We start from the raw sequence: 22,520 nt of genomic DNA on the forward strand, positions 1-22,520 counted from the left end.
GATGCGGCGCTAGCCGGGATGCAGAACCTCGTCGTCCGCGTGCGCGCCGAACTCGGCGACGCGCACCTCCGCGATGCGCTCGTACCGGCTGATCCGGTCGGTCCACTCCGCGTCGACACCGAACGCCACCTGCGCGAAGCCCACCCGGCCGATGGCCTCGGCCAAGCCCGGCTCGCCCGGGGCCAGCAGCCGCACCGGCGCGTCGAGCGCCACGGTGTACGGCGGCACGAAGTACTCGTCCGGCAGGACGGTGCCCGCATGGACGAGCGCGCCGACAGCGACAACCGAACCGGCCCCCAACCGCGCGCACTGCAGCACCGTCGCCGCGGTCGCCACGTAGCCGCACCTGCCGACCTCGCAACCCAGCAGCGTGGCATGCGGCCCCACGAAGACATGGTCGTCGACAAGCACCGGCTGATCGCCGGCGGCCGCAGACCCGCGCAACACCGCGTTCTCGCAGATCACCGCCGCCTCGCCGACCTCGATCCGGGACCCCTCGGCGTCGAGCACCGCGCCGTACATCACCCGCGCCCTCGGCCCCACGCGGACGTCACCGACCAGCGTGGCCGTCGGGGCGACGTAGGCGGTGGGATGGACCTGCGGTTCACGACCGCGATGCCGGATGCGGATTCCCTTCGTCCCAGCGGTCATGAGCGGATTCTCGCCCGACCGACCACGAGCATGCTGGCGGATATCAGACGTCGCGTTCGTCGAGACCTGTGACACCCGTGGCCTGGGGCTAGGTCCCTGGGTGGCTGCTCGCCAACCACCGGGTGAGGTGCTGGCTGGTCTGCTCGCCGAGCGCCGCCGCGGCGCGGGTCGCCGACGCCACCAGCTGCTCGTGCTCCGCGATGGTGCTGCGGAGCTGCGGCTGAGGTGCGTGACGCCAGGAAGGTCTCGTCGCGTCACGGGTGATACGGGTGGCATCGGCCCTGCCCCGTTCGGCCAGCCGAGGGTCCGGGTCGACGGCCAGGATCAGGGCCGCACGCAGTTCGACGCCGACGCCACGGCCGCGCAGCAGCCGGTAGCCCGCCCGGCGTACCTCCACCCGATCGTCGGCGAGCAGCGCCCACGGCAGCCCCGGGGGCAGGGCGCCGACCACCGGGCGCAGCGCAAGGGTCGCCTCCCGCACCACGGCCGGCGACGGATCGCGTACCAACGCCGCCACTTCGCCGGGCACGACGGCATCGAGCAGCCGTAGACCGCGCACCGCCTGGGCGCGTACCCGGGCCTGCCCGTGACCGAGCAGCGGCCGCAGCAGTGGGGCGTCGGCGGCCGAGCCGGTTTCGGCGAGCCCGGCGACCGCCCCCAGGGCCGGCGTGCCGGCGGCAACGGCGCTGCGGTAATGCTCCCGTACGTCGACACCGACGCGGCGCGCCGCGTCCCGGGCCGCCGCCCGCACCAACGGCGCATCGTCATCCAGCTGGCCGGCGACGTCGGCGTCCCGGCCGGCCCGCATCAGCGCGGTCAACGCCAGCACCCGCACCTCCGGTCGAGCAGACCGGGCCAGGCGCTGCAGGACGTCGTGCCGCCGGGTCCAGAGCGCCTCACGGCACGCCGCCTCCGCCGCCCGGGCCCGTACCCACACGTCCGGATCGGACTCGGCGAAGGTCACCAGGTCGGGCAGGCGCGGCCGGGCCTGCGCCAACACGATGTCGACGACGAACCGGCGCTCCCGGCGGCCACCGGCATCGAGCAGGCCGCGCCACGCCTGCTCCCCCGCGCGCAACACCGCGGCCTGGACCTGGCTGACCACGAAACCGGCCCGCCGTCGTGCCGCAAGCCGCAAGGCCATCGGCAGGACCGCCGGCAGGTAGCCGGCGGCGTCATCGGCGAGCAGCACCGCCAGCCCGGCTCTGGCCCGGTTCCGCACGGCACCGACCCAGTCGGCGGTGCGCAACACCAGGAACGGCATCGCCTGCGCGTACGGACGGTCGACCACGGCGGCGACCGCGCGCTGCCGGATCCGCCCGTCGCCGTGCATGCTCGCCAGCACCGTCACCACCGGCCCCGGCGACATGCCCGCGAAGCGCTCCGCCACCCGCCCCGACACCGGTTCCTGGTACGGGCCGTGCCACGGCGCCGACCGCGCGTGCTCGTCCAGCCGGACGACCAGGCCGGGAACCCCGGTCACCAGTGCCAACGCCGCCCGACCCAGCACCTCGTCGCCGGCCGAGTCGACCTCGAGCAGCACGTCGACAAGACGGTTCAGCGCCTCCCACCGGCCGATCCGAGCCTCGTCGACGGCGATTCGCACCTCGCCGAGCAGCCCGTTCTCCCCCACCGCCGGTGACGGGAGAACCCGGCCGTTCCGTCTTCCCCAGATCATCCCGACATCCTGCCGCAGCCGACGAACCCGACCGAACCCATTTCCCCGGCGGCGGTCGCTGCGGAGTGCGGCTGCGCCGCCGCCCGCGGCCGTCGGCGTGGTCGCGCAGGCTCAGCCCTCCCCGGGGCGTCACGTTTGCGTCGGCGCCAGCGCCACCAGGGGGCGTGGTGGCCGGCACCGGCCACCGGCGGAGGACGACGGGAGTATCACGATGAAACAGCAGGCACGGCACCGGGTCGTGGTCGTCGGCGCCGGGTTCGGCGGACTGTACGCCGCTCGGGCGTTGAAGCGGGCTCCGGTCGACGTCACTTTGATCAACAGCACCAACCACCACATCTTCGAGCCGCTGATCTATCAGGTGGCGGCGGGCATCCTCTCCCCTGGCGAGGTGGCGGTGTCCGTGCGGGAGGCGGTCAGGCGCCAGCGCAACTGCGAGTTCGTCCTCGGCACCGTGACCGACGTCGACCCGCTGGCCCGGACCGTCGCGGTACGGGCCGGCAACGGCACCTCGGTCTACGAGCTGCCGTACGACACGCTGATCGTCGCCGCGGGGGCGAGCCAGTCGTACTTCGGTCATGACGAATTCGCCCCGTACGCGCCCGGCCTGAAAAGCATCGACGACGCGCTGGAGATTCGCGGCCGGGTCTTCGGCGCCTTCGAGATGGCCGAGCTCGCCAGCAACTCCGCCGAGCGGGCACACTGGCTCACCTTCGCGGTGGTGGGCGGCGGGCCCACCGGCGTGGAGATGGCCGGGCAGATCGCCGAGATCGCCCACCGCGCCCTGCCGGGCCAGTACCGTCGCATCGACCCCCGGCAGGCCCGGATCGTGCTGCTCGACGCCGTCGACCGCGTCCTGCCGACGTTCGACCCGCGGCTGTCGGCCAAGGCCGAACGCCGTTTGCGCGCGATCGGAGTCGATGTCCGCCTGGGCGCCCGGGTGGTCGGCCTCGACGCGCTCGGCGTCACGTACGAGACGGCGGACGGTATCCGGTCGCTGGACGCCATGACCAAGATCTGGGCCGCCGGGGTGTCCGGGACCGGTCTGGCCGCGCGCCTCGCCGCGGCCACCGGCGCCCCGACCGACCGGGTCGGTCGGATCCTCGTCGAGCCGGACCTCACGGTGCCCGGGCACCCCGAGATCTTCGTGCTGGGTGAGGCCATGAGCCTGGACCACCTGCCCGGCGTCGCCCAGGTCGCCATCCAGGGCGGCCGGTACGCGGGACGCCGGATCGCCCACCGCCTGACCGGTGCGCGGGCCGGGACGTCGTTCTCCTACTACGACAAGGGCAACCTGGCCGCGGTGTCCCGCTTCTTCGCGATCGCCGACCTCGGCCGGGTCCGGCTGGCCGGCGTCACCGGCTGGCTGATCTGGCACGGCGTGCACGTCTGGTACCTGTACGGCCTGCGCAACAAGTCGACCGTGCTGCTGCGCTGGGCGCTCAGTTTCCTGGGCCGGTCCCGCTCGGAGGCCGTCATCACCGCTCAACAGGTTGCCGCCCGCACCGCCCTGCGGCAGCGGGCGAGAGCCGGCGAGCCCGTTTAGGCCGTGGGCGGTCGACACTCGCACGGCACTGCCAGCGCACTGCCGCTGCCTAGCGTCGGATGCACCGATCGCACGCCACGGAAGGTGACCCGACATGCCCATCGACACACCGGTCCGGCCGGACGGTCTCACCGAATTCCTCGCCGCGCGGTCTCGGCTGCTGGCCATCGCGCAGCACATCGCCGGACGGCACGCCGACGCCGAGGACATCGTGCAGGACGCGTGGCTGCGGTGGCAGCGGGTCGATCGCCGCGTCGTGGACAACCCGCCGGCCTTCCTGTCCCTCACCACGTCCCGGTTGTCGATCAGTGCGATCCGCTCGGCCCGGCGACGGCCGTCCCTGCCCGCGGGCGACTGGCTGGAGAACCTGCCGGTACCGGACGAGGATCCCGCCGGCCTCGCCGAACGCGCCGACGACGTGCGCGCCGCCATCGCCCTGCTCGCGCGCGTGCTGACGCCGCTCGAGCAGGTCGCCTACCTCCTGCGGGAGGCGTTCGGGTGGCCCTACCGGCAGATCGGTGCCGCCCTCGACCGCACCGACGTGTACGCCCGGCAGCTCGCCCATCGGGCCCGCTCGCGCCTGGCGGCCGCACGGGGAGGCACCGTGCCGCCCCGCACGCCGGACCAGGGACCGCCGTTGCTGAACGCGTTCCTGCTGGCCTCGCGGACCGGTGACATGACCGCGCTGGTCGCCCTCGCCGGGTAGGCGGCGCCTCCGCCCGCCGCGGCCATCGGCGCGCCACCCGCCGGTCCACGACCAGAACCCGAGGCGGCCACGCTGCCGCCTCGGGTGACCGGTCGAGAACTCAGGCCGCGGTGCCGAGCGCCTGCCGCAGCACGGCGATGGCCTGCGCCGTCGCCCCCTTCGCCGCCTGGGTGTCCTTCAGCGGGTTCAGCATCATGAAGTCGTGGCAGATGCCGTCGTAACGAACGGTCGTGACGGGCACGCCGGCGGCGCGCAGCTTGGCCGCGTACGCCTCGCCCTCGTCACGCAGCACGTCGGCCTCGTCCACACAGAGGTAGGCCGGGGGCAGGCCCCGCAGATCCTGCGGGGAGGCGAGGTTCGGCGAGGCGGTGATCTCCGAGCGGGCCTGCGGGTCCGGGGCGTAGTTGTCCCAGAACCACGCCATGCCCTTCGCCGTCAGGAACGGCCCGTTCTCGAACAGCCGGTACGACTCGGTGTTCTGCCGCGCGTCGGTCACCGGGTAGTACATCGACTGGTGCACGAAACGCACGTCGCCCCGCTGCTTCGCCAGGATGGCGACCGCGGCGGTCATGTTGCCGCCGACCGAGTCACCGGCGATCGCCATCCGGGAGGCGTCGAGCCCTTCCTCGGCGCCCTCCCGCGTCACCCACCGCGCCGCCGCGTAGATCTGCTCGATCGCCACCGGGTAGTGCGCCTCCGGGGACCGGGTGTACTCCACGAACACCACCGCCGCGCAGACGCCGGTGGAGATCTCCCGCACCAGGCGGTCGTGCGTGCCGGCGTTGCCGAGCACCCAACCACCGCCGTGCACGTACACCACCACGGGCAGGGTGCCGGTGTGGCCCTGCGGCCGCACGATCCGGACCTGGACGTCGCCCACGTCGGCGGGCACCGTCACCCACCTGTCGTCCACCGCGGGCGCGTCCACCGGACCCGCCTGGACGTCGTCGAGCACCTTGCGCGCCTCGGCCGGGGTCAACTCGTACAGGAACGGGGGCTTCGACGTCGCCTCCGCGAATTCCTGAGCCGCGGGCTCAAGCACGATCTCAGCCATCACACATCCTCCAGTTTGGTATGGGCTACTGAGCGTCGACGCTAGGGACGGGCAGTGCCGTCCCAGTGTCGATCCAGTGCGTCCCGGTCGGTTGTCACGAAACACGGCCACCCGGGGTCCTCGGTGCGCCCCATTCCCACACCCGGAACGGATCGCCGCATGTCGCATCACCTCGACTCGCCGCTCGCCCGCAAGGACCCGCGGCTGAACATCACCGACCAGTACGTCTTCGACGACGCCGGGACCACGGTGTTCGTGGTGAACGTACGGACCTCGCTCGCCGGGGATGCCGTGCCACCCGGGTTCCACCCGGAGGGCCGCTACGAGATCAAGGTGCACCTGGACGGGGCACCCACGGAGAACCTCGCCTTCCGCTGGACCTTCGGACCGGCCGGCGGCGGCGGCGGTCAGCTCTATCAGATCGTCCGGCTCGACGGCGCCGCCGCCGGGAGCGACCAGGCGACCGGCGTTCCGATCGCCGGCGGGCGTACGGGTGAGGAGGTCACCGGCGACAGTGGCGTGCGCGCATGGGCCGGTCCCGCGCTCGACCCGTTCTTCCTCGACCTGCGACAGCTCGCCGCGGTCGACGCTCTGGTCCAGCGCGCCGAGGACGCGGATCCACTCGCGTTCGCGGCCGGTCAGGCCACCGACACGTTCGCCGGCTCGACGGTGCACAGCCTGGTCCTGCGGGTGCCGCAGACGGACCACGACCTGTTCACCGGTCGGCTGGTGCGGGTGTGGGCGCGCACCGTGCTGGCTACCGACAGCGGCGGATGGCATCAGGTGGGGCGGGCGGGCCTACCGATGATCTGGCCGATCTTCCGCGACGCCGAGAGCGAGGCGGCCAGCCACGCCAACGAGACGCATCCGGGCGACGACCAGGCCAACTACGGCAACGCGATCCGGGGCGCGGTCGCGGCGACGGTACGGCGGCTGGGCACCTCGCGACGCCCGGAGGCGTACGCCGAGGAGGTCGTCTCGCGGCTCGTTCCCGACAGCCTGCCCTACCGGATCGGCACTCCCGCCATCTTCGGGTTCACCGGTTTCAACGGCCGGCGGCTCGGGGACAACGCGCCGGAGGTGATGTTCTCCCTCGTCATGAACCGGGCGGTCACCACGGGCCTCGGGAGCCGGCCGGTCGGCGGTTTCCCCTACGTCACCCCCGCGCCCGACGCGCCCAGCGGACGACCCGGCCCCAGCTGAAACACCACCGCGTCCGGATCGGCGGACGGCTGCGGCCAAGCGGCGACGAAGCCCCGATCCGGGAATGGACACCACCCGACAGGAGACAACCATGCGCATCAGCACACCGTTCGGCGCGAAGTCGACGGCCGACGAGGTGTCCGAGGGCATCGACCTGACCGGTAAGCGGGCCGTCGTCACCGGCGGCGCCTCCGGCATCGGCGTCGAGACCGCCCGCACCCTGGCCCGCCGTGGCGCGGCCGTCACCCTGGCCGTGCGCGACCGGGACCGCGGCGCCACGGTCGCCGAGGAGATCATCGCGAGCACCGGCAACGGCCGCGTCGACGTGCGGCCCCTGGAGTTGACCGACCACTCCTCGATCGCCGCCTTCGCCGACGGCTGGGACGGCCCGCTGCATCTGCTGATCAACAACGCCGGCGTCATGGCGCTGCCGTCGCGCACCCCCGACCCGCGCGGCTGGGAGTTCCAGTTCGCCACCAACCACCTGGGCCACTTCGCGCTCACCACCAGGCTGCACGGCGCCCTGGCCGCAGCCGGTGGGGCCCGGGTGGTCAGCGTCGGCTCCTCCGGCCACCTGTTCTCACCGGTCGTCTTCGACGACATCAACTTCCACTTCCGCCCGTACGACGCGATCCTGGCGTACGGGCAGTCCAAGACGGCGGTCAACCTGTTCGCCGTCTGGGCGAGCGCGCTCTGGCGCGACGACGGCATCACCGTCAACTCCCTCAACCCCGGCGCCATCGCGACCTCGCTGCAGCGGCACGTCGGTGGCACCCTCGCCACCCCGGCGGAGCTGCGCAAGACCACCGAGCAGGGTGCCTCGACGACCGTGCTGCTCGCCACCTCGCCGCTGCTGGACAGCGTCGGCGGTCGCTACTTCAACGACAACCAGGAGGCGGTGCCCACCGACCACCGTCCCGCCGACGTGAGTGAGCTCGTGGCCAGCGTGGCGCCGTACTCGCTCGACCGGGACAACGCCGAGCGGCTGTGGTCGGTCTCCACCGCCGCCGTGGCCTGACGTGCTTCCGGGAGGGATTCCCATGACCGAGCTACGACCCGAGGTCGGATGGATCGGCCTCGGAGACCAGGGGGCGCCGATGGCCCGTGCGGTCGCCGAGGCCGGCTATCCGCTGCACGCGTGGGCCCGCCGCGAGGCGTCGCTGGCCGCCCTCGCCGGTGTCCCCTTCACCAGCCACGACACCGTCGCCGAGCTGGGGGCGGTGTGTGACATCGTCGCGGTCTGCCTCAGCGACGACCCGGACGTGCGTGAGGTCGCCACCACCGGAGGACTGCTGGCGTCCCTCGAACCCGGCGCGGTGCTCGTCAACCACGGCACCGGCCTGCCGGCGTTTGCCGCCGAGTTGAGCGAGATCGCGTCGGCGTACCGGGTCGAGGTCCTCGACGCGCCGGTCAGCGGCGGGCACGCCGGCGCGGTCGAGAAGCGGTTGACCGTGATGGTCGGCGGGGACGCCGACGTGGTCCGTTACGTCCGCCCCCTGTTCGCGTCCTTCGCGACGACGGTCGCCCACCTCGGTGGGCCCGGCGCCGGCCAGACCGGGAAGCTGCTCAACAACACGCTGCTGATGGCCAACCAGCAGAACATCGCCGAGTTGCTGGAGGTCGCCGGGCGTCTCGGAGTCGCTCTTCCGGCCCTGGTGGAGGCCATCCGGGCCGGTAGTGGGTCCAGCGTCGCCCTGGAGTCGCTGGGCCGGGCGATCACCGCGGACAACGCGGAACACCTCAGCCGGCTCCAGCTCATCGACATGGACATCTACCGCAAGGCCGTCGCCGGGCTCGGCGACGACGTGGACGCCCTCACCGAGCGGGCGATCGCGGGCGCGGAGACACTGCCGCGCCTCGTCCGCCGCGTGACCGGGTGACGATCGGTCGGTGCGGGCCGGGCGGCAGCCGCTGCCTGGCCTCCACCGACGCGGGCGGGACATCCCATCGTGGGGATGTCCCGCCCGCGTCGGTCAGCCGGTCACCGGCCGCTCGGCGCCGGCCGGTGCGCGCACGGTCGCACCGTCGTCGCGGCCCGGCCGAGCGGTTCGCTCCGCCACCGCCGCGCGCAGACCGAGCAGCCCGAACGGCAAAACGGCGAACAGGTTGATCACCATCATCGTCTCCGCCAGGGCGCGGTTGCTCCACACCACGCCGGACGGATCCGTGACCGCGCCCCCGTCGGCGACCAGGAAGAGCGCCACCGCGTTGAGGGCCAGCGCCAGGTACACGATCGGGGCCGCCGCCGGTGTCGCCGCGCGGGGCTTCGGTCGGCGACGCACCTGGTAGATCGCGAAGACCTGGAAGAACAACCAGGTGACGAACCACCAGCCCAGATAGTTGGTGAACGGCACGCCGAAGACACCGCCGCCGTTCTCCCACTCCCAGACGTGGTTGACCGTCGACGCGGTGGAGTCACTGCCCAGGTCGAACGCGGTCATCAGCACCGCGGCCAGGGCGGGCACCGCGACGACGTCGCCGGTCCGGCGCCGGCCACCGGTGAGGATCAACCCGGCCAGGCGCCAGCAGAGGTAGCCGAGGCCGACGTACACCGGTCCGATGTAGACCGGTACGTGGACCAGCTGCGGCCCCGCGGTGTAGTGGTAGTGGCCGAACGGGAACCCGGTCTGCACGCTGAGGTTCTCGAAGAAGTTGCTGATCACCAGCGTCTCGACGAGGAAGAACAGCATCGCCACCCAGCCGTACCGTCGGACTCCGTCGATCAACGCCACCGGTGCCGCCAGCAGCAGCACCGGGAGAATGGCCGCTCTGCCGGTGGTGACGAACGGCAGCACCAGCGCCAGCACCGCCGCGAGACCGGCCAGGACCCAGGTGATCGCCGACCAGAGGGACCTCATGCCGACCCGCGAGCGTTCACCGCGCCGGTCTCCTCGTGCCGCACCAGCCGTGCGAGGTAGAGCAGCGAGATCGCCAGGATGACCTCGATTCCCAGGCCGGTGCCGACGCCCAGCGCGGCCTCGGGCGAGAAGTGGGCGAAGTGCGTGACGTGATAGAGGAAGTGCGCAGCCGCGTAGATCAGGTAGCCGGTGAGCGCCGCCGTGACGGCCGTGGGCTGGCGGGACCGGGCGGCGAGGAAGACCACGGCGGCCAGCGCCAGGCCCAGGCCGCCGACGTCGGAGACCAGGTGTTCGTTGTAGGGCGGATCGAGGTCCACGGTCGGGAAGTCGTCGTAGAAGGAGCGGGGGAACGCGTACTGCCAGACGGAGACGATGGTCTGCAGGCCGGCCAGCGTGAACAGCCCGCCGCGCAGCCAGGTCCGCTTGGCCTGGACGGAAGTCCCGGAGGATGGAGGGGTCATGCCGTCAAGACGCCCACGCCCGCGAATCCGTTATGCCGCGCGGCTGGCCGCCGAGCCGACCGGCGGACGCCGACGCCGCCGGCCTACCGACTGAACGGCGCGACCGCGGCGCCCAGCACCTGCGCCAACTCGGTGCGCGAGGTGATCCCGAGCTTGGGAAAGACGCGGTAGAGGTGCGAACTGATCGTTCGAGGCGACAGGTACAACCGCTGGGCGATGTCACGGTTGGTGAGGCCCTGGGCGGCGAGCGCGGCGATCTGCAACTCCTGGGGGGTGAGCCGGTCGACCCCGTCGGACCGGGGGGCGGCGACACGTTCACCGGAGGCCCGCAACTGCGCACGGGCCAGTTCGCTCCACGGCTTGAGACCGAGTGCGTCATAGGTCAACAGGGCGGCCCGCAGCTGCCGCCGGCTCTCCGGCAGCCGGCGCCGCCGGCGCAGCGACCGTCCGTACGCCAACTGCAGGTGCGCCCGATTGGCCGCACCGAGCTCGTCCACGCCGAGGGCCTGCTGGAACGCCTCGTCGGCCCGCTCGTCGTCGGCGCGTACGGCGGCGGCGTAGCGCAGGCCCGCGGCCAGCGCGGGAGATCCCCACCGCTCGGCCGCCGGGCCCAGCTGCCGGACGAGGGCGTCGAGTTCCTCCGGCCGGCCCGCCCGGACGGCGGCCTCGGCCAGGTGCGCGACGAGAAAGAGCCGGAAGTGGCCGTGGAAGCCGGGCGCGCCGGCCGTGAAGATCCCCCGCAGCTGCTCGTACGCCTCCTCGGGACGGTTCGCACCGAGCGCGGTGATGCCGCGCGCGAGCCGCACGAGGACCAGCACCTCGACCGCGTCCAGCGGCAGCAGGATCTGCTCCGCCTCGGTGGCCAGCGCCTCGGCGGCGGCGAGATCGCCGCGCAGTCCCGCGGCGGCGGCACCCAGTATCTGCCCCACCGACACGGACAGATGCTGGCCGGTGTCCGGTGCCAGCCGTGCCGCTTCTTCGGCGCAGGCCGCGGCCAGGCGGGCGTCGCCGAGCAGCAACGCCGCGAGGCTCTGCGAGGTGAGCACGTTCACCAGCAGGGTCAGCTGCCCGGAGTCACGCAGGGCGGCGATCGCCCTCGCCTGCAGGTGCAGCGAACGGGAGAGGTCACCGGCGACCTGAGCCGCGAGGCCGACCTGATACAGGCCGACGGGGCCGAGGTCGGACAGGTCACCGCAGCGCAGGCGGCGGAGCACCGACGCCCCCCGCTCGACCGGCTTCAACATCGCCTCGGCATGCAGTCGTCGCGGGTCGTCCGCCGGCATCGGCAGCCGGTCGACGATGTCCGCCAGCGCCGTGCGCAGCGGGTCGCTGAGGTCGCCGGACCAGTACAGGCGCGTCGCGACCTCGCCGATGCTGACCAGGATCTGCGCGTAGTCGGCGTCCGCGTCGGTGGACACCGCGGCGGCCGTCTCGGCGATCACCGACAGCGGCCCCTCGGTGCCCCAGCCGCCCTCGACGTAACTCCCCCGCAACAGCGTGAGGAGCAGCCGGGACGGGGCGTCCAGCCGGCTCGGCTCGATGATCCGGAAGAGCCGGTCCACCTCCTGCGCGTCGCCCAGGTCGGCGGCGGCGATGAGCGCGGCGAGCAGTCGCCGCTGCTGCCGGTTCGGCTCGACGGTGAGCTCGGCGGCGCGCAGGAACATCCGGTGCGCGACGTTGCCACTGCCCCGATCCCGCACCGCGTGGGCCGCGTTCTCCAGATCCGCGGCGGTCCGTTCGTCCGGCTCGTCGGTGGCCGCGGCCCGGTGCCAGGCGTGGCGTTCCGGCCGGCCGACCGTCAGCGTGGCGAGGGCGCGGTGGGACGACCGGCGTACCCGCGGGTCGGCGGTCTGACTGATCGCGGAGCGGATCAGGGGGTGCCGGAATCGAACCGGTTGTCTGGCATCGAGGGGCTCGATGATCCCGGCCGCCACCGCGGGTTCCAGCTCCGACTGGTCCACCGGGTGGCCCGCCACCGCGCTGGCGGCGGTCAGCACCTCGTCCAGGCCGCTGTCCCCCAGCGCCGCCACGACGAGGGCCAGCCGGGTCGTTCCCGGCAGCGCCGCGGCCCGCGCGGCGAACGTCTGCGTCAACCGCTCGGTGAGCGGCACCTCGTCGGGGGCCGCCGACGAGGGCGGGCGGTCGGGGAACCGGGCCAGTTCGGCCAGCGCGAGCGGGTTTCCGCTGGCCTCCCGCAGGATGCGCTGCCGTCCCGCGGCGTTGACGTCCGGCGCGTACGCCCGCAGGATCCGGTCCGCCGCCGAAGGATCCAGCGGCGGCAGCGAGATCGTCGGTATGTCGGTGGCGAACGCCGGAGGACTTTCCGAATCATCCCGGTAGGCACCGATGAGGACGACGGGATCCGAGGCGATCCGCCGGGCGACGAAGGACAGCACGACCGCGGAGGCCGGGTCCGCGTGATGCAGGTCGTCGACCGCGAGCACCACCGGCGCCTGCTCGGCGAGGCCGGTGATGAGTTCCAGCGTGGCCCGCGCGACGGCGTACGGCGCCGCCGCGCTGCCGGTCCCTCGCGGCAGTGGCGCGAGGATGGCGGACCGGGCGGCCTCGGAGGCCACGGGATCGAGCACCTGACCGAGCATCGAGTAGCCGAGCGCGTAGTCGGTGGGCGCGCCCGCTCCGGTCAGCACGCGGGCACCGGCTGCCCGCGCCGCCTCGACGGCACGACCCAGCAGCACCGTCTTCCCGATGCCGGCCGGCCCCCGCAGGAGCAACGCGCCGCCACGGCCCGCCACCCCGGCGCGGATCAGCGCGTGCAGCCTCGCGATCTGCTCGTCGCGGCCAGCCAGGAAGTCGGTCACGTGCCGACTCTACGAAGGGCCGCCGCCGCCCGCAGAGCGGACCGGCAGTGACCTCCACCTCGCCTTTTCAGTCACGCGCGCGCCCGACGCAGTCACGCGACTGATGACGTGGGGGACGGTGACGGCCAGTCTCGTAGTGGGGCACGGGACGGCGTCGATCACCGCAGCGCAGGTGGGCCGCCCACCCCGCTCTCGGACTGAAAGGAGTGTGACAGCTGTGCGTTTCACCATCCTCGGCCCGGTCGGTGCCCGGCGCGGTGACGTCGAAGTCGATCTCGGCGGCCGTCAGCAGCGACTCGTGCTCGCCCTGCTGCTGGCCCGCCACGGATCGGTGGTCAGCCTCGCCGAGCTGGTCGACGCGATCTGGAACCAGGATCCGCCCACGAGCGCCGCCAATGTCGTCCATCGGCACATCGGCCTGCTGCGGCGGATCATCGAACCGGATCTGCCGGTACGGGCCGTCGGGGCGTACCTCGTCCGGCAGGCGGCCGGTTACCAGCTGCGGGTCGACGAGGACGGCGTCGACCTGCTCCGCTTCCGTCGCCTCACGGCCGAGGCCAGGCGCGCAGACGAGCCCGGCCCGGCGGTCGCGCTCTACGCCCGGGCGCTGGCGCTGTGGCGCGGTTCCTGCGCGGCGGGCTTGGAACCGGACCTGCGCCGCCAGCCCGCCTTCGCCGCGATCGACGCCGAGCGCGCCGAGGCGGTCCGGGACGCCGTCGACGTCGCCCTGCTCACCGACGACGTACGGTGGGTGATCCCGGCGCTGCGCCAGGCGATCGAACGGGACCCGCTCGACGAGGCGTTACGGGCCCGCCTGGTGCTCGCGCTGGCTGCTGACGGCCGCCAGGCCGAGGCGCTGGCGAGCTTCCAGGAGATCCGCCGACGGCTCAGCGCCGAGCTCGGGATGGACCCGAGCCGCGAGCTGCTCGGGGCCTACCAGCGCGTGCTGCACCAGCGGTTCGGGCCGGCCGCCGGCGACCGGAGCGGGCACCCGCCGACGGCACGCCTCGCCGCGGTGAACCACCGCCGGCCCGCGACGGTCGTGGCCGAGCTCGCCGGTCATCGCCGTACCCGGGCGGTGGGCGCGGACAAGGCCGCCGTCCGGGGACGCCGCGCGGCGCATCAAGGGTCCGCCCCGCACCTGCCGGGGAACCAGCGGTGACGACGACGGCGTCACCGGTCGACGCTCACGGGCCGCTGTCCTATCGGCGTCGGTTCGCCCGTGAACAGCGGATCAGCCACGCGCTGCAACACGCCATCCAGCCCGCCACCAGCGTGTTCGGCGGCATCGACGGCCTGCGGGTGGCCGTACGGTATCGCGGCGCCGACCCCACAGTGCGCCTCGGCGGTGACTGGTACCTGATCCAGCGGTTGGCCGGCGGCGACCTGCTGATGGCCGTCGGTGACGTCATCGGCCACGGACTCGGCGCCGTCGAGGTCATGATCGGGTTGCGCTACGCGATGGCGGCCTACGCTGCCGAGGGGCACCGGCCCGCGGCGATCCTGTCCCGGCTCAACACCCTGCTGTGCGGCTCCGGGGACGAGGCCACCGCGACCGCGGTCGTCGCGGTATACCGGCCGAGCACCGGCCGCATCGAGTGGGCCGGCGCCGGGCACCCACCGTTGTTGCTCGCCGACGGTCGGCGGGCCGTGCCCCTTCCCGCCCCGCAGGGCCCGCTGCTGGGGGTGTTCCGGACGCCGCCGTTCGGGCAGGAGTCCCGCCAGCTGCTTGCCGGGCAGTCGGTGCTTCTCTACACCGACGGCATGATCAAGCGGGGCACCTTCGACGTCGGCATCGACCTGCTGGCCGACCGGATCGCGGGCCTGGATCAGGACCCCGCCGACATTCTCGACCAACTGGACTTCGACGTCGCCCGCGACGATGCCTGCGCGCTGCTGGCACAGCGCACGGCCTGACCGGTCGAGCAGGATCCGGACCGGCCGGTGACCTCCCCACCTGTTGGACGCCGGCCCGAGCTGAGGAGACAATTGCCGGAGCGAGTCAACGCTGGGGGGAGGGGCACGGTCCGTGGCAGTCGTCTTCGACACCGAATCAGTCACGGTCGCCGAGCGCGTCGACGCCTTCCGGGCGGTGATCGTCGATGCGACCGTGCCGTCCAGCGTCGTCCTGGACCCGCCCGCGGTGGGCGTGCCGCTGTCGGCCCGGCTCACCACCTGGCGGCTGGGCCGCGTCCAGGCGCTGCGCACGCAGATCAATCACGGCATGGAACTGGCGCGCAGCCCGCGGCAGACTCGGATGGGATGTACGCCGATGATCTCGCTCGCCGTCCCGACCCGCAACGCCGGCCGCCACGAGCAGTTCGACCGCGTCCGGACAGTGCCCGTGGGCACGCTCAGCTGCGTCGACCTCACGGCGCCCTACCGGTTCACCCAGCCTCACCGGCACGCCGGCTGCGCGCTGCAGATCCCCATCGACGAGCTGGATCTGCCGATGGACGTGGTCAGGCGGGCCGCCGCGGCCCTGCCCAGCAGCCCGCTCTACGAGCTGATGACCGCCCATGTCACGGCGTTGACCCGAGTCCCGGACCGGCTGGACCCGCAGGTCGCGGCCGGAATGGGACGGTCCGCGATCGAGCTGGCGCGCTCGTTGCTGCTCTCCGCGGCCGGCGGCCGCCAGTCGCCGGCCGAGGGCGCCGCGTTGCTCGCCCAGGTCCGGGCCTACATCGCCCGGCACCTCGCGGACGAGGACCTCGGCCCGGACGTGATAGCCGCGGCCCTGCACGTCTCGGTACGCCACCTCTACTCCGTGTGCGCCCGCGACGGCTTCAGCATCGAACAGTGGATCATCGGGCAGCGGCTGGAAAAGGCCAAGAACGACCTGGCCAGTCCGGCGTCCGCGAACCGCACCGTGGCCACGATCGCCCACCGGTGGGGGTTCCGCGACCCCGCCCACTTCAGCCGCCGATTCCGGCTGGCCTACGGCATCACCCCGACCGGCTGGCGGGCGGTCGCCGACGGCGACCAGGGTCACAGCTGACACTGCACGATGTTGTCCCTGGCTGCACGATCGTGCCGGCCGGGATGCCCACCGGGCCACCATCGCGACATTTCACGCGATCGGTGTTGTCAGAGTTGCGGACATGAACGCAGCCGCCGTGCGGGAACCCGGCCATGGCGTACCCGTGATCATCGGCCGCGACGCGGAGCTGCGGCTGATGCGCCGCCTGGTCGTCCGGACCGGGGCGGGAGAGGGCACCGCGCTGCTCCTGCGCGGCAGCGCCGGGGTGGGCAAGTCCGCCCTCCTGCGGGCCCTGCGCGCCGAGGCCAGCGGAGGCGGCCTGACGGTCCTCTCGGCGGCCGGGGTGGAAACCGAACGGTGGTTCCCGTACGCCGCCCTGCACCTGCTGCTGCGACCGCTGGACCACTGCGTCGAAGGGCTGCCACCGGGGCACCGGCAGGCGATCCGGGCGGCGTTCGGCGCCGAACAGGCCCAGCCCGAGGTGCACCAGGTCGCCCTGGCGGTCCTCGAGCTGCTCGCCGACGCCGCGGTGCGGCGGCCCGTCCTGCTGCTGGTCGACGATCTTCAGTGGGTGGACACGCCGAGCCGGGACGTGCTCACCTTCGTCGCGCGCCGCACCCACGGGCACGCCATCCTGCTCGTCGCTGCGGCGCGGACCGAGGGCGCGGAGCCGTACCGCTGGAGCGACCAGGCCGACCTGACCGTCGAACCGCTCGACGCGGCGGCCGCCGCCGTACTGCTCGACACCGGCGCGCCGGACCTGCCACCCCCGGCACGGGCGCTCATCCTGGCCCGGGCAGCGGGTAATCCGTTGGCGCTGGTCGAGCTGCCCAAGGCGGTGCACGGCACGCCCGAGGAGAGCGATCACCTGCCGCTGACCCGCCGGCTGGAGGCCGCCTTCGCGTCACGTACCGACCCGACCAGCCCGGCCTGCCGGATGTTCCTGCTGGTCCTGGCCGCCGAGCCGACGGCGTCGCTGGACCGGCTGTTGACGGTGTCCAGCCGGCTGGCCGGCGCCGCGGTAACCCTGGACGCGCTCCAGGAGGCGGCCGACGCGGGCCTGGTCACCATGGTCGACGGACATCCCGAGTTCCGGCATCCGCTGATGCGGTCCGCCATCTATGGGCGGGCCACGCTCACCGACCGGTTGGCCGTGCACCGCTGCCTGGCCGCCATGCTGGCGGACGACCCGGAGCGCCAGCTCGCCCACCAGGCCGAGGCTGCCATCGGTCCGGACGAGGACCTGGCCGACCGGCTCGAGCGCTTCGCCGACGCGGCGCAGGCGCGGGGCAAGATCGCCGTGAGCGTGCCGGCCCTGCGCCGGGCAGCCCGGCTGGTACGCGACCCGCACCGACAGACCGGCATCCTGATCCGGGCGGCGGAACTGTCCAGCCAGCTCAGCGACCGCGCCCACACCCGGGCGCTGCTGGCGCAGGCCGACCTGCACGGGCTCGGCCCCGTGGACCGCGGTCGACTCATGCTCGTGTCCGACAATGCCGCGTTCGAACCGGACGAGCCGCAACGGCGCATCCACGGCATGGTCGCCACGGCGGCTGCGGCAATGGACGCCGGGGACCGGCACGTCGCCGAGAACCTGCTGTGGCGGGCGGCGGCCCGGTGCTTCTTCCAGGACGGTGACGCGGCGACGCGCGCCGAGACCGCGGCTGAGCTGGACCGGTGGAACCCTGACCCGGACGCTCCACACACGCTGACGGTGCGGTTGTACACCGAGCCGTACCGGCACGGACGCGACGTGCTCCGACGGCTCGACAGGGTCAGCCCCGGCCCCCAGGACGGCTACCGGCTGCACTTCCTGGGCAGCGGAGCGATGGTCGTCGGCGACTTCACCCACGCCTCGCGGTACCTGGCGCAGACGGCCGAGATCTGGCGGGCACAGGGGCGGCTCGGCCTGCTCGCCAGGGCGCTGGCCGGCAGCTGGCCGCGCTTCTATCTGGGTCGGCTCGAACAGGCACGCGCCGAGTCCGAGGAGGGGCGGCTGCTCGCCCGGGAAACCGACGAGTCGATCGCCTGGCTGGGCCTCACCGCCACGGCCGCGCTGGTCGCGGTGACGCGCGGGGAAGGCGAGACGGCCACCCGCCTGATCCAGGAGCTGCGGGCCAGCAGCCTGTTCCTCGGGATGCCGTTCGCCGCCGCGATAGCCCAGCAGGTCACCGGGCTGCTCGCGCTCTTCGACGGGCACGCCGGCGAGGCGTACGAGTTCCTCGCGCGGGTCTTCGACCCGAACGATCCGCACCACCACTCGGTGAGCCGCTGGTTGGTGGCGCCCGACCTGGCCGACGCCGCCGTGGCCGCCGGCGCCGTCGACCGGGCGCGGGAGCTGCTGGCCGAGCTGGCGGACCTGGCCAGCCGGCTGCCATCGGAGATGATGCGGATGGCGCAGGCGTACTGCGATGCCGTGCTGGCCCCGGACGACGAGGCGGAGCCGCGCTACCGCCGGGCACTGACCGCGCTGCCCGACGGGTGCCTGCTGATCCGCGCCCGGCTGCAGCTGCACCACGGCCGATGGCTACGCCGGCAACGGCGCTACCTCGACGCCCGCGACCCGCTGCGCACCGCCCGCGACGAGTTCGACCGGCTCGGCGCGCGCCCGTGGGCCGAGGCGGCCCGCCGGCAACTGCGGGCCGTCGGCGAGTCCACCGGACGGCGGTCCCCGAACGTCGGCGAGCAGCTGTCCGGTCAGGAGATGCAGATCGCGCTGCTCGCGGCACAGGGGCTGAGCAACCGGGAGATCGGGGAGCGGCTGTTCATCTCCCACCGGACGGTCGGCTCACACCTGTACCGGATCTATCCGCGCCTGGGGGTGACCAACCGGGGGCAGCTGGCCGCCGCCCTGGCCGGCGGCGGCCCCGAGTCGGACGACTGACCGTCGCCACCCGTGGAGCCGGCGGGGCGGGAGCCGCCGATGCGACCGGCGGCCGCTCCGTCGACTCCCGCACGGCGGCCGCCGGTGCGCCGGCGAGCGGACATGTCGCGCTGCCCGGTGCCGTCACCGCCGCCCTCCGCGGCGCGACCTGCGGTGCCGACCGGGCTTCGACAGCTGGCGGGCCAGGCTCAGCGCGAGCCCCGGGATCGCCGCGACCGCGACGCAGGCGGCCAGCTCGACCAGGCCGAGCGGGTCGACCCCGAGCAGTGCCCGCAACGGGGGCGCGAGCACGGCCAGCAGTTGCAGCGCGACGGAGAGCGCCACCGCGGCGAGCAGTCCACGGTTGCTCGGCGTACCCGGTGCCGGGCGGGCGCGTACGGCGAGCGCGACCCCGAGCTGGGCGAGCCCGAGCACGACGAAGGTGATCGTCTGCCACGGTCGCCCCAGCTGGTGCGCCGCTGTCCCCGCCGCGAGCACCACCGCCGCGATGAGACCACCGGTCACCAGGATCTGCCTGGTCAACCCGCCGCCCAGCACCGAATGCCGCCCGGAGCGCGGCGGTCGGCGCAGCACCCCGTGTTCGGCGGGCTCGGCGCCGAGTGCCACCCCCGGAAGGCCGTGGGTCAACAGGTTCACCCACAGGATCTGCGCCGGCAGCAGCGGCACCGCCAGCCCGAGGAACGGTCCCACCAGCATGACGGCGATCTCCGCGAGCCCTCCGGACAGCGCGTACCGCAGGAACCGGCGGATGTTGTCGTAGATGCGCCGCCCCTCACCGATGGCGGCGGCGATCGTGTCCAGGTTGTCGTCGACCAGCACCAGGTCGCTGGCCTGGCGGGCCACCTCGGTGCCGCCGCCCATGGCGACCCCGATGTCGGCGCGACGCAGCGCAGGGGCGTCGTTGACACCGTCACCGGTCATGGCCACCACGTGACCGCGCGCCTGGAGCCCGGCGATGATGTCGAGTTTCTGCTCCGGCTGGATCCGGGCGAACACCCGGACCCGATCGGCCTGCTCGGCGTCGAGAACGCCCCCGGCCGCCGGGTCGGCGTTCGCCCGTCCGTCCTGAAGCTCTGCCCCGGTGAGGACGGGGTCGCCAGCGCGCCAGATGCCGAGCCGGTTGCCGATGGCGGCGGCGACAGCCGGATGATCTCCCGTGATCAGCAGCATCCTGACCTGTGCCCGGTCGAAGGCCGCCGCGACCGCCGGTGCACCCGCTCGGATCGGGTCCCCGAGGCCGACCAGCCCGAGCGGCCGCAGGGCCACCGGGCACCCGGGGTCGGGCGCCGTCCGGGTCGTCGCGGCGGCGATCGCGAGGACTCGCCACCCGTCGGAGGCGAGCGCGTCGGCGGCGGCGACCAGCCGGGCCACCGTTTCCGGGTGGGCCGCGACGAGCGGGGCGGCCAGGACGTTCTCCGGTGCGCCCTTGCACGCCACGAGGTACTCGTCATCGCCGATGCGGTGCACCGTGACCATCCGACGGGTGTCCTGGTCGAACGGACGCTCGGTGATCCGGGGCCGGGCCGCCCGCACGGCAGCGACGTCCAGGCCCGCGCGGGCGGCGAACGACACCAGTGCCGCCTCCAGCGGATCGCCCACCGCGCTCCAGTGCGGACGCTCCTGGGTGGGTGCGGCCAGGGTCGCGTCGTTGCACAACAGCGCCGCCTCGGCGAGGCGACGCAGGTCGTCCGAGGCGACGACCGTTTCGCCCGCGCGGCGTATCACGCCGTGCGGTGCGTACCCGTCGCCGGTGACGTCGAATTCCGCGCCGTCCGGGGTCACGACGCGCTGCACGGCCATCCGGCCCTCGGTCAGGGTGCCGGTCTTGTCCGACGCGATGACGGTGACCGACCCGAGGGTCTCGACGGCATGCAGCCGGCGCGGGATCGCCCGCGCGGCGGCCATCCGTCGGGCGCCGAGGGCCAGCGCGAGAGTCACCACCGCCGGCAGGGACTCCGGGACGGCGGCGACCACCAGACTCACCGCCGTGACCGCCATGTCGGGCAGCGGACGCCCGGCCACCAGACCGAGGACCAGGACCACGCCCGCGAGGCCGACCGCGGCCGCCCCCAGCGTCCGGCCGAGCCCCGCGAGCCGGCGTTGCAGCGGGGTCGGCGCCGGGCGCGTCGAGGCCACCAACGTCGCGATCTTCCCCAGCGCGCTGTCCGAGCCGGTCCCGGTCACCACCCCCGTCGCGCGCCCGGTCACCACGACCGTCCCCGCGTACGCCTCCTCCCCCGTTACGCGGCCGACCGCGATCGACTCGCCGGTCAGTGCCGACTCGTCCAACCGCAGCCGCACCGCGTCGGTCAGGCGCAGGTCGGCTGGCACGACGTCGCCTACCTCCAGGCGTACCAGGTCCCCCGGCACCACCTCGGCGGCAGGTACGACCACGTCGTGGCCGTCCCGTACGACCCGGGCGGTCGGTGCGGCGAGCCGGTCCAGGGCGTCGACCGCGGTGTCGGCGCGGATCTCCTGCACCAGACCGATGACGGTGTTCAGGAGCACCACCAGGGCGATCACGGCGGTATCGGGATAATCGCCCAGGACGGTGGTGACCACCGCGGCAGCGAGCAGCAGCAGCACGAGCGGGTCGCCGAGCTGACGGGCGATCCGGCTGACGAGACGACGGGGCCGGGCGGCGGTGACCGTGTTGGGCCCGGCGGTCCGGAGCAGGTCGCCCGCGTGTGCGGAGGTGAGCCCGCGCTCGACCCGCGGGTCCTCCAGCTCGACGCTCATCCGGCGCTCCCCCCGTTGCGGGCGGTCGACTGCGACGAAGCGGCGTCGGGGACGACCGTGGTGCCGCTCGTGCCGGCGAGGACGGCGGCGGCGTCGTCGAGGGCACCGATGGCGGCGGTGTGGCCCGAGGCCCGCACGAACCGGATACAGGCTTCGACCTTGGGTGCCATGGATCCGGCGGGGAAACGCATGCCGGCGAGGGTGTCCACGTCGACGGTGCGCAGGGCGGTGGCGGCGGGGGTGCCGTGGTCGCGCAGGACTGCCGGCACGTCGGTGAGTACCAGCAGCCGGTGCGCGCCCAACCGCAGGGCGAGCAGCGCGGCGGTGAGGTCCTTGTCGACGACCGCTTCGACGCCGTCCAACCGGCCGTCACCGGTCTCGATCACCGGTGCGCCGCCGCCACCGCCGCAGACCACGATTTCCCCGCGCTCGACCAGGGTGTGCAGGGTGTCCATCTCGACGAGCCGGCGCGGCTCGGGCGACGCCACGACCCGCCGCCACCGGTCGCCGTCCCGGCCGATCCGCCAGCCGCGCTGGTCGGCGAGGGCCCGGGCGCGCCGCTGGTCGTAGCCGGGTCCGACGAACTTCGTCGGTGTGGCGAAGGCGGGGTCGTCCGCGTCGACGACGGTCCGGGTGAGCACGGCGACCGCCGGAGCGCCGGCGTTGTGCAGTTCCTGGACCAGCCAGTAGCCGATCATGCCCTGGGTCTGGGCGCCGAGCACGTCCAACGGATACGGCCGGCTCAGCGCCGGGTCGCTCTCGCTCTCCTGGGCGAGCAGGCCGACCTGCGGACCGTTGCCGTGACAGACGATCAGCTGGTGGTCGGTCGCCAGGTGGGCGAGGGACGTCGCGGCCCGGCGCACGTGCCGGCGCTGGATCGCCGCGTCCGGTTTCTCGCCGCGTTCCAGCAGGGCGTTGCCGCCGAGGGCGATGACGATACGCAC

The 22,520-nt window shown here is 73.6% G+C and carries 17 protein-coding genes; 9 read left to right on the plus strand and 8 right to left on the minus strand.

The features are described from left to right. Positions 1 to 9: 9 nt before the first annotated feature. Positions 10 to 726 carry a gamma carbonic anhydrase family protein gene (locus tag K7640_RS01720; protein WP_222952853.1) on the minus strand — a complete coding sequence of 239 codons (717 nt, stop codon included), beginning with the start codon at positions 724 to 726 and terminating at the stop codon, positions 10 to 12. Between the two features lie 13 nt (positions 727 to 739). Further along, positions 740 to 2,329: a hypothetical protein gene (locus tag K7640_RS01725; RefSeq protein WP_255607740.1), complete on the minus strand. Its 1,590-nt coding sequence runs from the start codon at positions 2,327 to 2,329 to the stop codon at positions 740 to 742. Between the two features lie 211 nt (positions 2,330 to 2,540). Here K7640_RS01725 and K7640_RS01730 point away from each other — a divergent pair, with 211 nt between their 5' ends. After that, positions 2,541 to 3,872: an NAD(P)/FAD-dependent oxidoreductase gene (locus K7640_RS01730; protein ID WP_222952854.1), complete on the plus strand. Its 1,332-nt coding sequence runs from the start codon at positions 2,541 to 2,543 to the stop codon at positions 3,870 to 3,872. Between the two features lie 94 nt (positions 3,873 to 3,966). Then, positions 3,967 to 4,578 carry a sigma factor gene (locus tag K7640_RS01735; RefSeq protein ID WP_222952855.1) on the plus strand — a complete coding sequence of 204 codons (612 nt, stop codon included), beginning with the start codon at positions 3,967 to 3,969 and terminating at the stop codon, positions 4,576 to 4,578. A gap of 100 nt (positions 4,579 to 4,678) precedes the next feature. Here K7640_RS01735 and K7640_RS01740 read toward each other — a convergent pair whose 3' ends face one another. Next, positions 4,679 to 5,632, minus strand: coding sequence for an alpha/beta hydrolase (locus K7640_RS01740; RefSeq protein WP_222952856.1), 954 nt, complete (start codon positions 5,630 to 5,632; stop codon positions 4,679 to 4,681). A gap of 159 nt (positions 5,633 to 5,791) precedes the next feature. Between K7640_RS01740 and K7640_RS01745 the strand changes: the two genes are divergently transcribed. The 3 genes from K7640_RS01745 (at position 5,792) to K7640_RS01755 (ending at position 8,715) form a co-directional block, all read left to right on the plus strand. Further along, entirely contained in the window at positions 5,792 to 6,835 is a 1,044-nt protein-coding gene (locus K7640_RS01745) for a DUF4331 family protein (protein WP_222952857.1), read from the plus strand. 91 nt (positions 6,836 to 6,926) lie between these two features. Further along, positions 6,927 to 7,853, plus strand: a complete 927-nt coding sequence (locus tag K7640_RS01750) for an SDR family NAD(P)-dependent oxidoreductase (RefSeq protein WP_222952858.1) — start codon at positions 6,927 to 6,929, stop codon at positions 7,851 to 7,853. A gap of 22 nt (positions 7,854 to 7,875) precedes the next feature. Further along, a complete protein-coding gene (locus K7640_RS01755; protein WP_222952859.1) occupies positions 7,876 to 8,715 on the plus strand; it encodes an NAD(P)-dependent oxidoreductase in 840 nt (279 codons plus the stop codon). 93 nt (positions 8,716 to 8,808) lie between these two features. Here the strand turns inward: K7640_RS01755 and K7640_RS01760 are convergent, their stop codons facing one another. The 3 genes from K7640_RS01760 to K7640_RS01770 form a co-directional block, all read right to left on the minus strand. After that, positions 8,809 to 9,693 carry a carotenoid biosynthesis protein gene (locus K7640_RS01760; protein ID WP_222952860.1) on the minus strand — a complete coding sequence of 295 codons (885 nt, stop codon included), beginning with the start codon at positions 9,691 to 9,693 and terminating at the stop codon, positions 8,809 to 8,811. After that, positions 9,690 to 10,154 carry a hypothetical protein gene (locus tag K7640_RS01765; RefSeq protein ID WP_222952861.1) on the minus strand — a complete coding sequence of 155 codons (465 nt, stop codon included), beginning with the start codon at positions 10,152 to 10,154 and terminating at the stop codon, positions 9,690 to 9,692. Before K7640_RS01765 ends, K7640_RS01760 begins: the two co-directional genes overlap by 4 nt. A gap of 83 nt (positions 10,155 to 10,237) precedes the next feature. Continuing rightward, the gene (locus K7640_RS01770) at positions 10,238 to 12,973 is read right to left on the minus strand and encodes an AAA family ATPase (protein ID WP_222952862.1); all 2,736 of its coding nucleotides are present in this window, start codon (positions 12,971 to 12,973) and stop codon (positions 10,238 to 10,240) included. A gap of 217 nt (positions 12,974 to 13,190) precedes the next feature. Here K7640_RS01770 and K7640_RS01775 point away from each other — a divergent pair, with 217 nt between their 5' ends. The 4 genes from K7640_RS01775 to K7640_RS01790 all read left to right on the plus strand — a co-directional run bounded on the left by K7640_RS01775 (position 13,191) and on the right by K7640_RS01790 (position 18,837). Then, positions 13,191 to 14,135, plus strand: coding sequence for an AfsR/SARP family transcriptional regulator (locus K7640_RS01775; protein ID WP_308042403.1), 945 nt, complete (start codon positions 13,191 to 13,193; stop codon positions 14,133 to 14,135). After that, on the plus strand, positions 14,132 to 14,890 hold the full coding sequence (locus tag K7640_RS01780; protein ID WP_222952864.1) for a PP2C family protein-serine/threonine phosphatase: 759 nt from the start codon (positions 14,132 to 14,134) through the stop codon (positions 14,888 to 14,890). Before K7640_RS01775 ends, K7640_RS01780 begins: the two co-directional genes overlap by 4 nt. 112 nt (positions 14,891 to 15,002) lie before the next feature. Beyond that, positions 15,003 to 15,971, plus strand: coding sequence for a helix-turn-helix domain-containing protein (locus K7640_RS01785; RefSeq protein ID WP_222952865.1), 969 nt, complete (start codon positions 15,003 to 15,005; stop codon positions 15,969 to 15,971). Between the two features lie 103 nt (positions 15,972 to 16,074). After that, entirely contained in the window at positions 16,075 to 18,837 is a 2,763-nt protein-coding gene (locus tag K7640_RS01790) for an AAA family ATPase (protein ID WP_222952866.1), read from the plus strand. 123 nt (positions 18,838 to 18,960) lie between these two features. On the opposite strand, the gene K7640_RS01795 is transcribed toward K7640_RS01790, so the two are convergent. Both K7640_RS01795 and K7640_RS01800 read right to left on the minus strand, forming a co-directional pair. Next, on the minus strand, positions 18,961 to 21,576 hold the full coding sequence (locus K7640_RS01795) for a cation-transporting P-type ATPase (RefSeq protein WP_222952867.1): 2,616 nt from the start codon (positions 21,574 to 21,576) through the stop codon (positions 18,961 to 18,963). Further along, positions 21,573 to 22,520 (minus strand): carbamate kinase, encoded by a 948-nt coding sequence (locus K7640_RS01800; protein ID WP_222952868.1) that lies wholly within the window; start codon positions 22,518 to 22,520, stop codon positions 21,573 to 21,575. The genes K7640_RS01795 and K7640_RS01800 overlap by 4 nt, the downstream gene beginning before the upstream one ends.

Origin of the sequence: Micromonospora sp. PLK6-60, assembly GCF_019890675.1 — a bacterium.
Lineage (GTDB): Bacteria > Actinomycetota > Actinomycetes > Mycobacteriales > Micromonosporaceae > Micromonospora.

Coding starts and splice junctions, on each gene's coding strand:
- K7640_RS01725 (WP_255607740.1), bottom strand. CDS start 2,329: ATGATCTGGGGAAGACGGAACGGCCGGGTTCTCCCGTCACCGGCGGTG.
- K7640_RS01730 (WP_222952854.1), top strand. CDS start 2,541: ATGAAACAGCAGGCACGGCACCGGGTCGTGGTCGTCGGCGCCGGGTTC.
- K7640_RS01735 (WP_222952855.1), top strand. CDS start 3,967: ATGCCCATCGACACACCGGTCCGGCCGGACGGTCTCACCGAATTCCTC.
- K7640_RS01740 (WP_222952856.1), bottom strand. CDS start 5,632: ATGGCTGAGATCGTGCTTGAGCCCGCGGCTCAGGAATTCGCGGAGGCG.
- K7640_RS01745 (WP_222952857.1), top strand. CDS start 5,792: ATGTCGCATCACCTCGACTCGCCGCTCGCCCGCAAGGACCCGCGGCTG.
- K7640_RS01750 (WP_222952858.1), top strand. CDS start 6,927: ATGCGCATCAGCACACCGTTCGGCGCGAAGTCGACGGCCGACGAGGTG.
- K7640_RS01755 (WP_222952859.1), top strand. CDS start 7,876: ATGACCGAGCTACGACCCGAGGTCGGATGGATCGGCCTCGGAGACCAG.
- K7640_RS01760 (WP_222952860.1), bottom strand. CDS start 9,693: ATGAGGTCCCTCTGGTCGGCGATCACCTGGGTCCTGGCCGGTCTCGCG.
- K7640_RS01765 (WP_222952861.1), bottom strand. CDS start 10,154: ATGACCCCTCCATCCTCCGGGACTTCCGTCCAGGCCAAGCGGACCTGG.
- K7640_RS01790 (WP_222952866.1), top strand. CDS start 16,075: ATGAACGCAGCCGCCGTGCGGGAACCCGGCCATGGCGTACCCGTGATC.
- K7640_RS01795 (WP_222952867.1), bottom strand. CDS start 21,576: ATGAGCGTCGAGCTGGAGGACCCGCGGGTCGAGCGCGGGCTCACCTCC.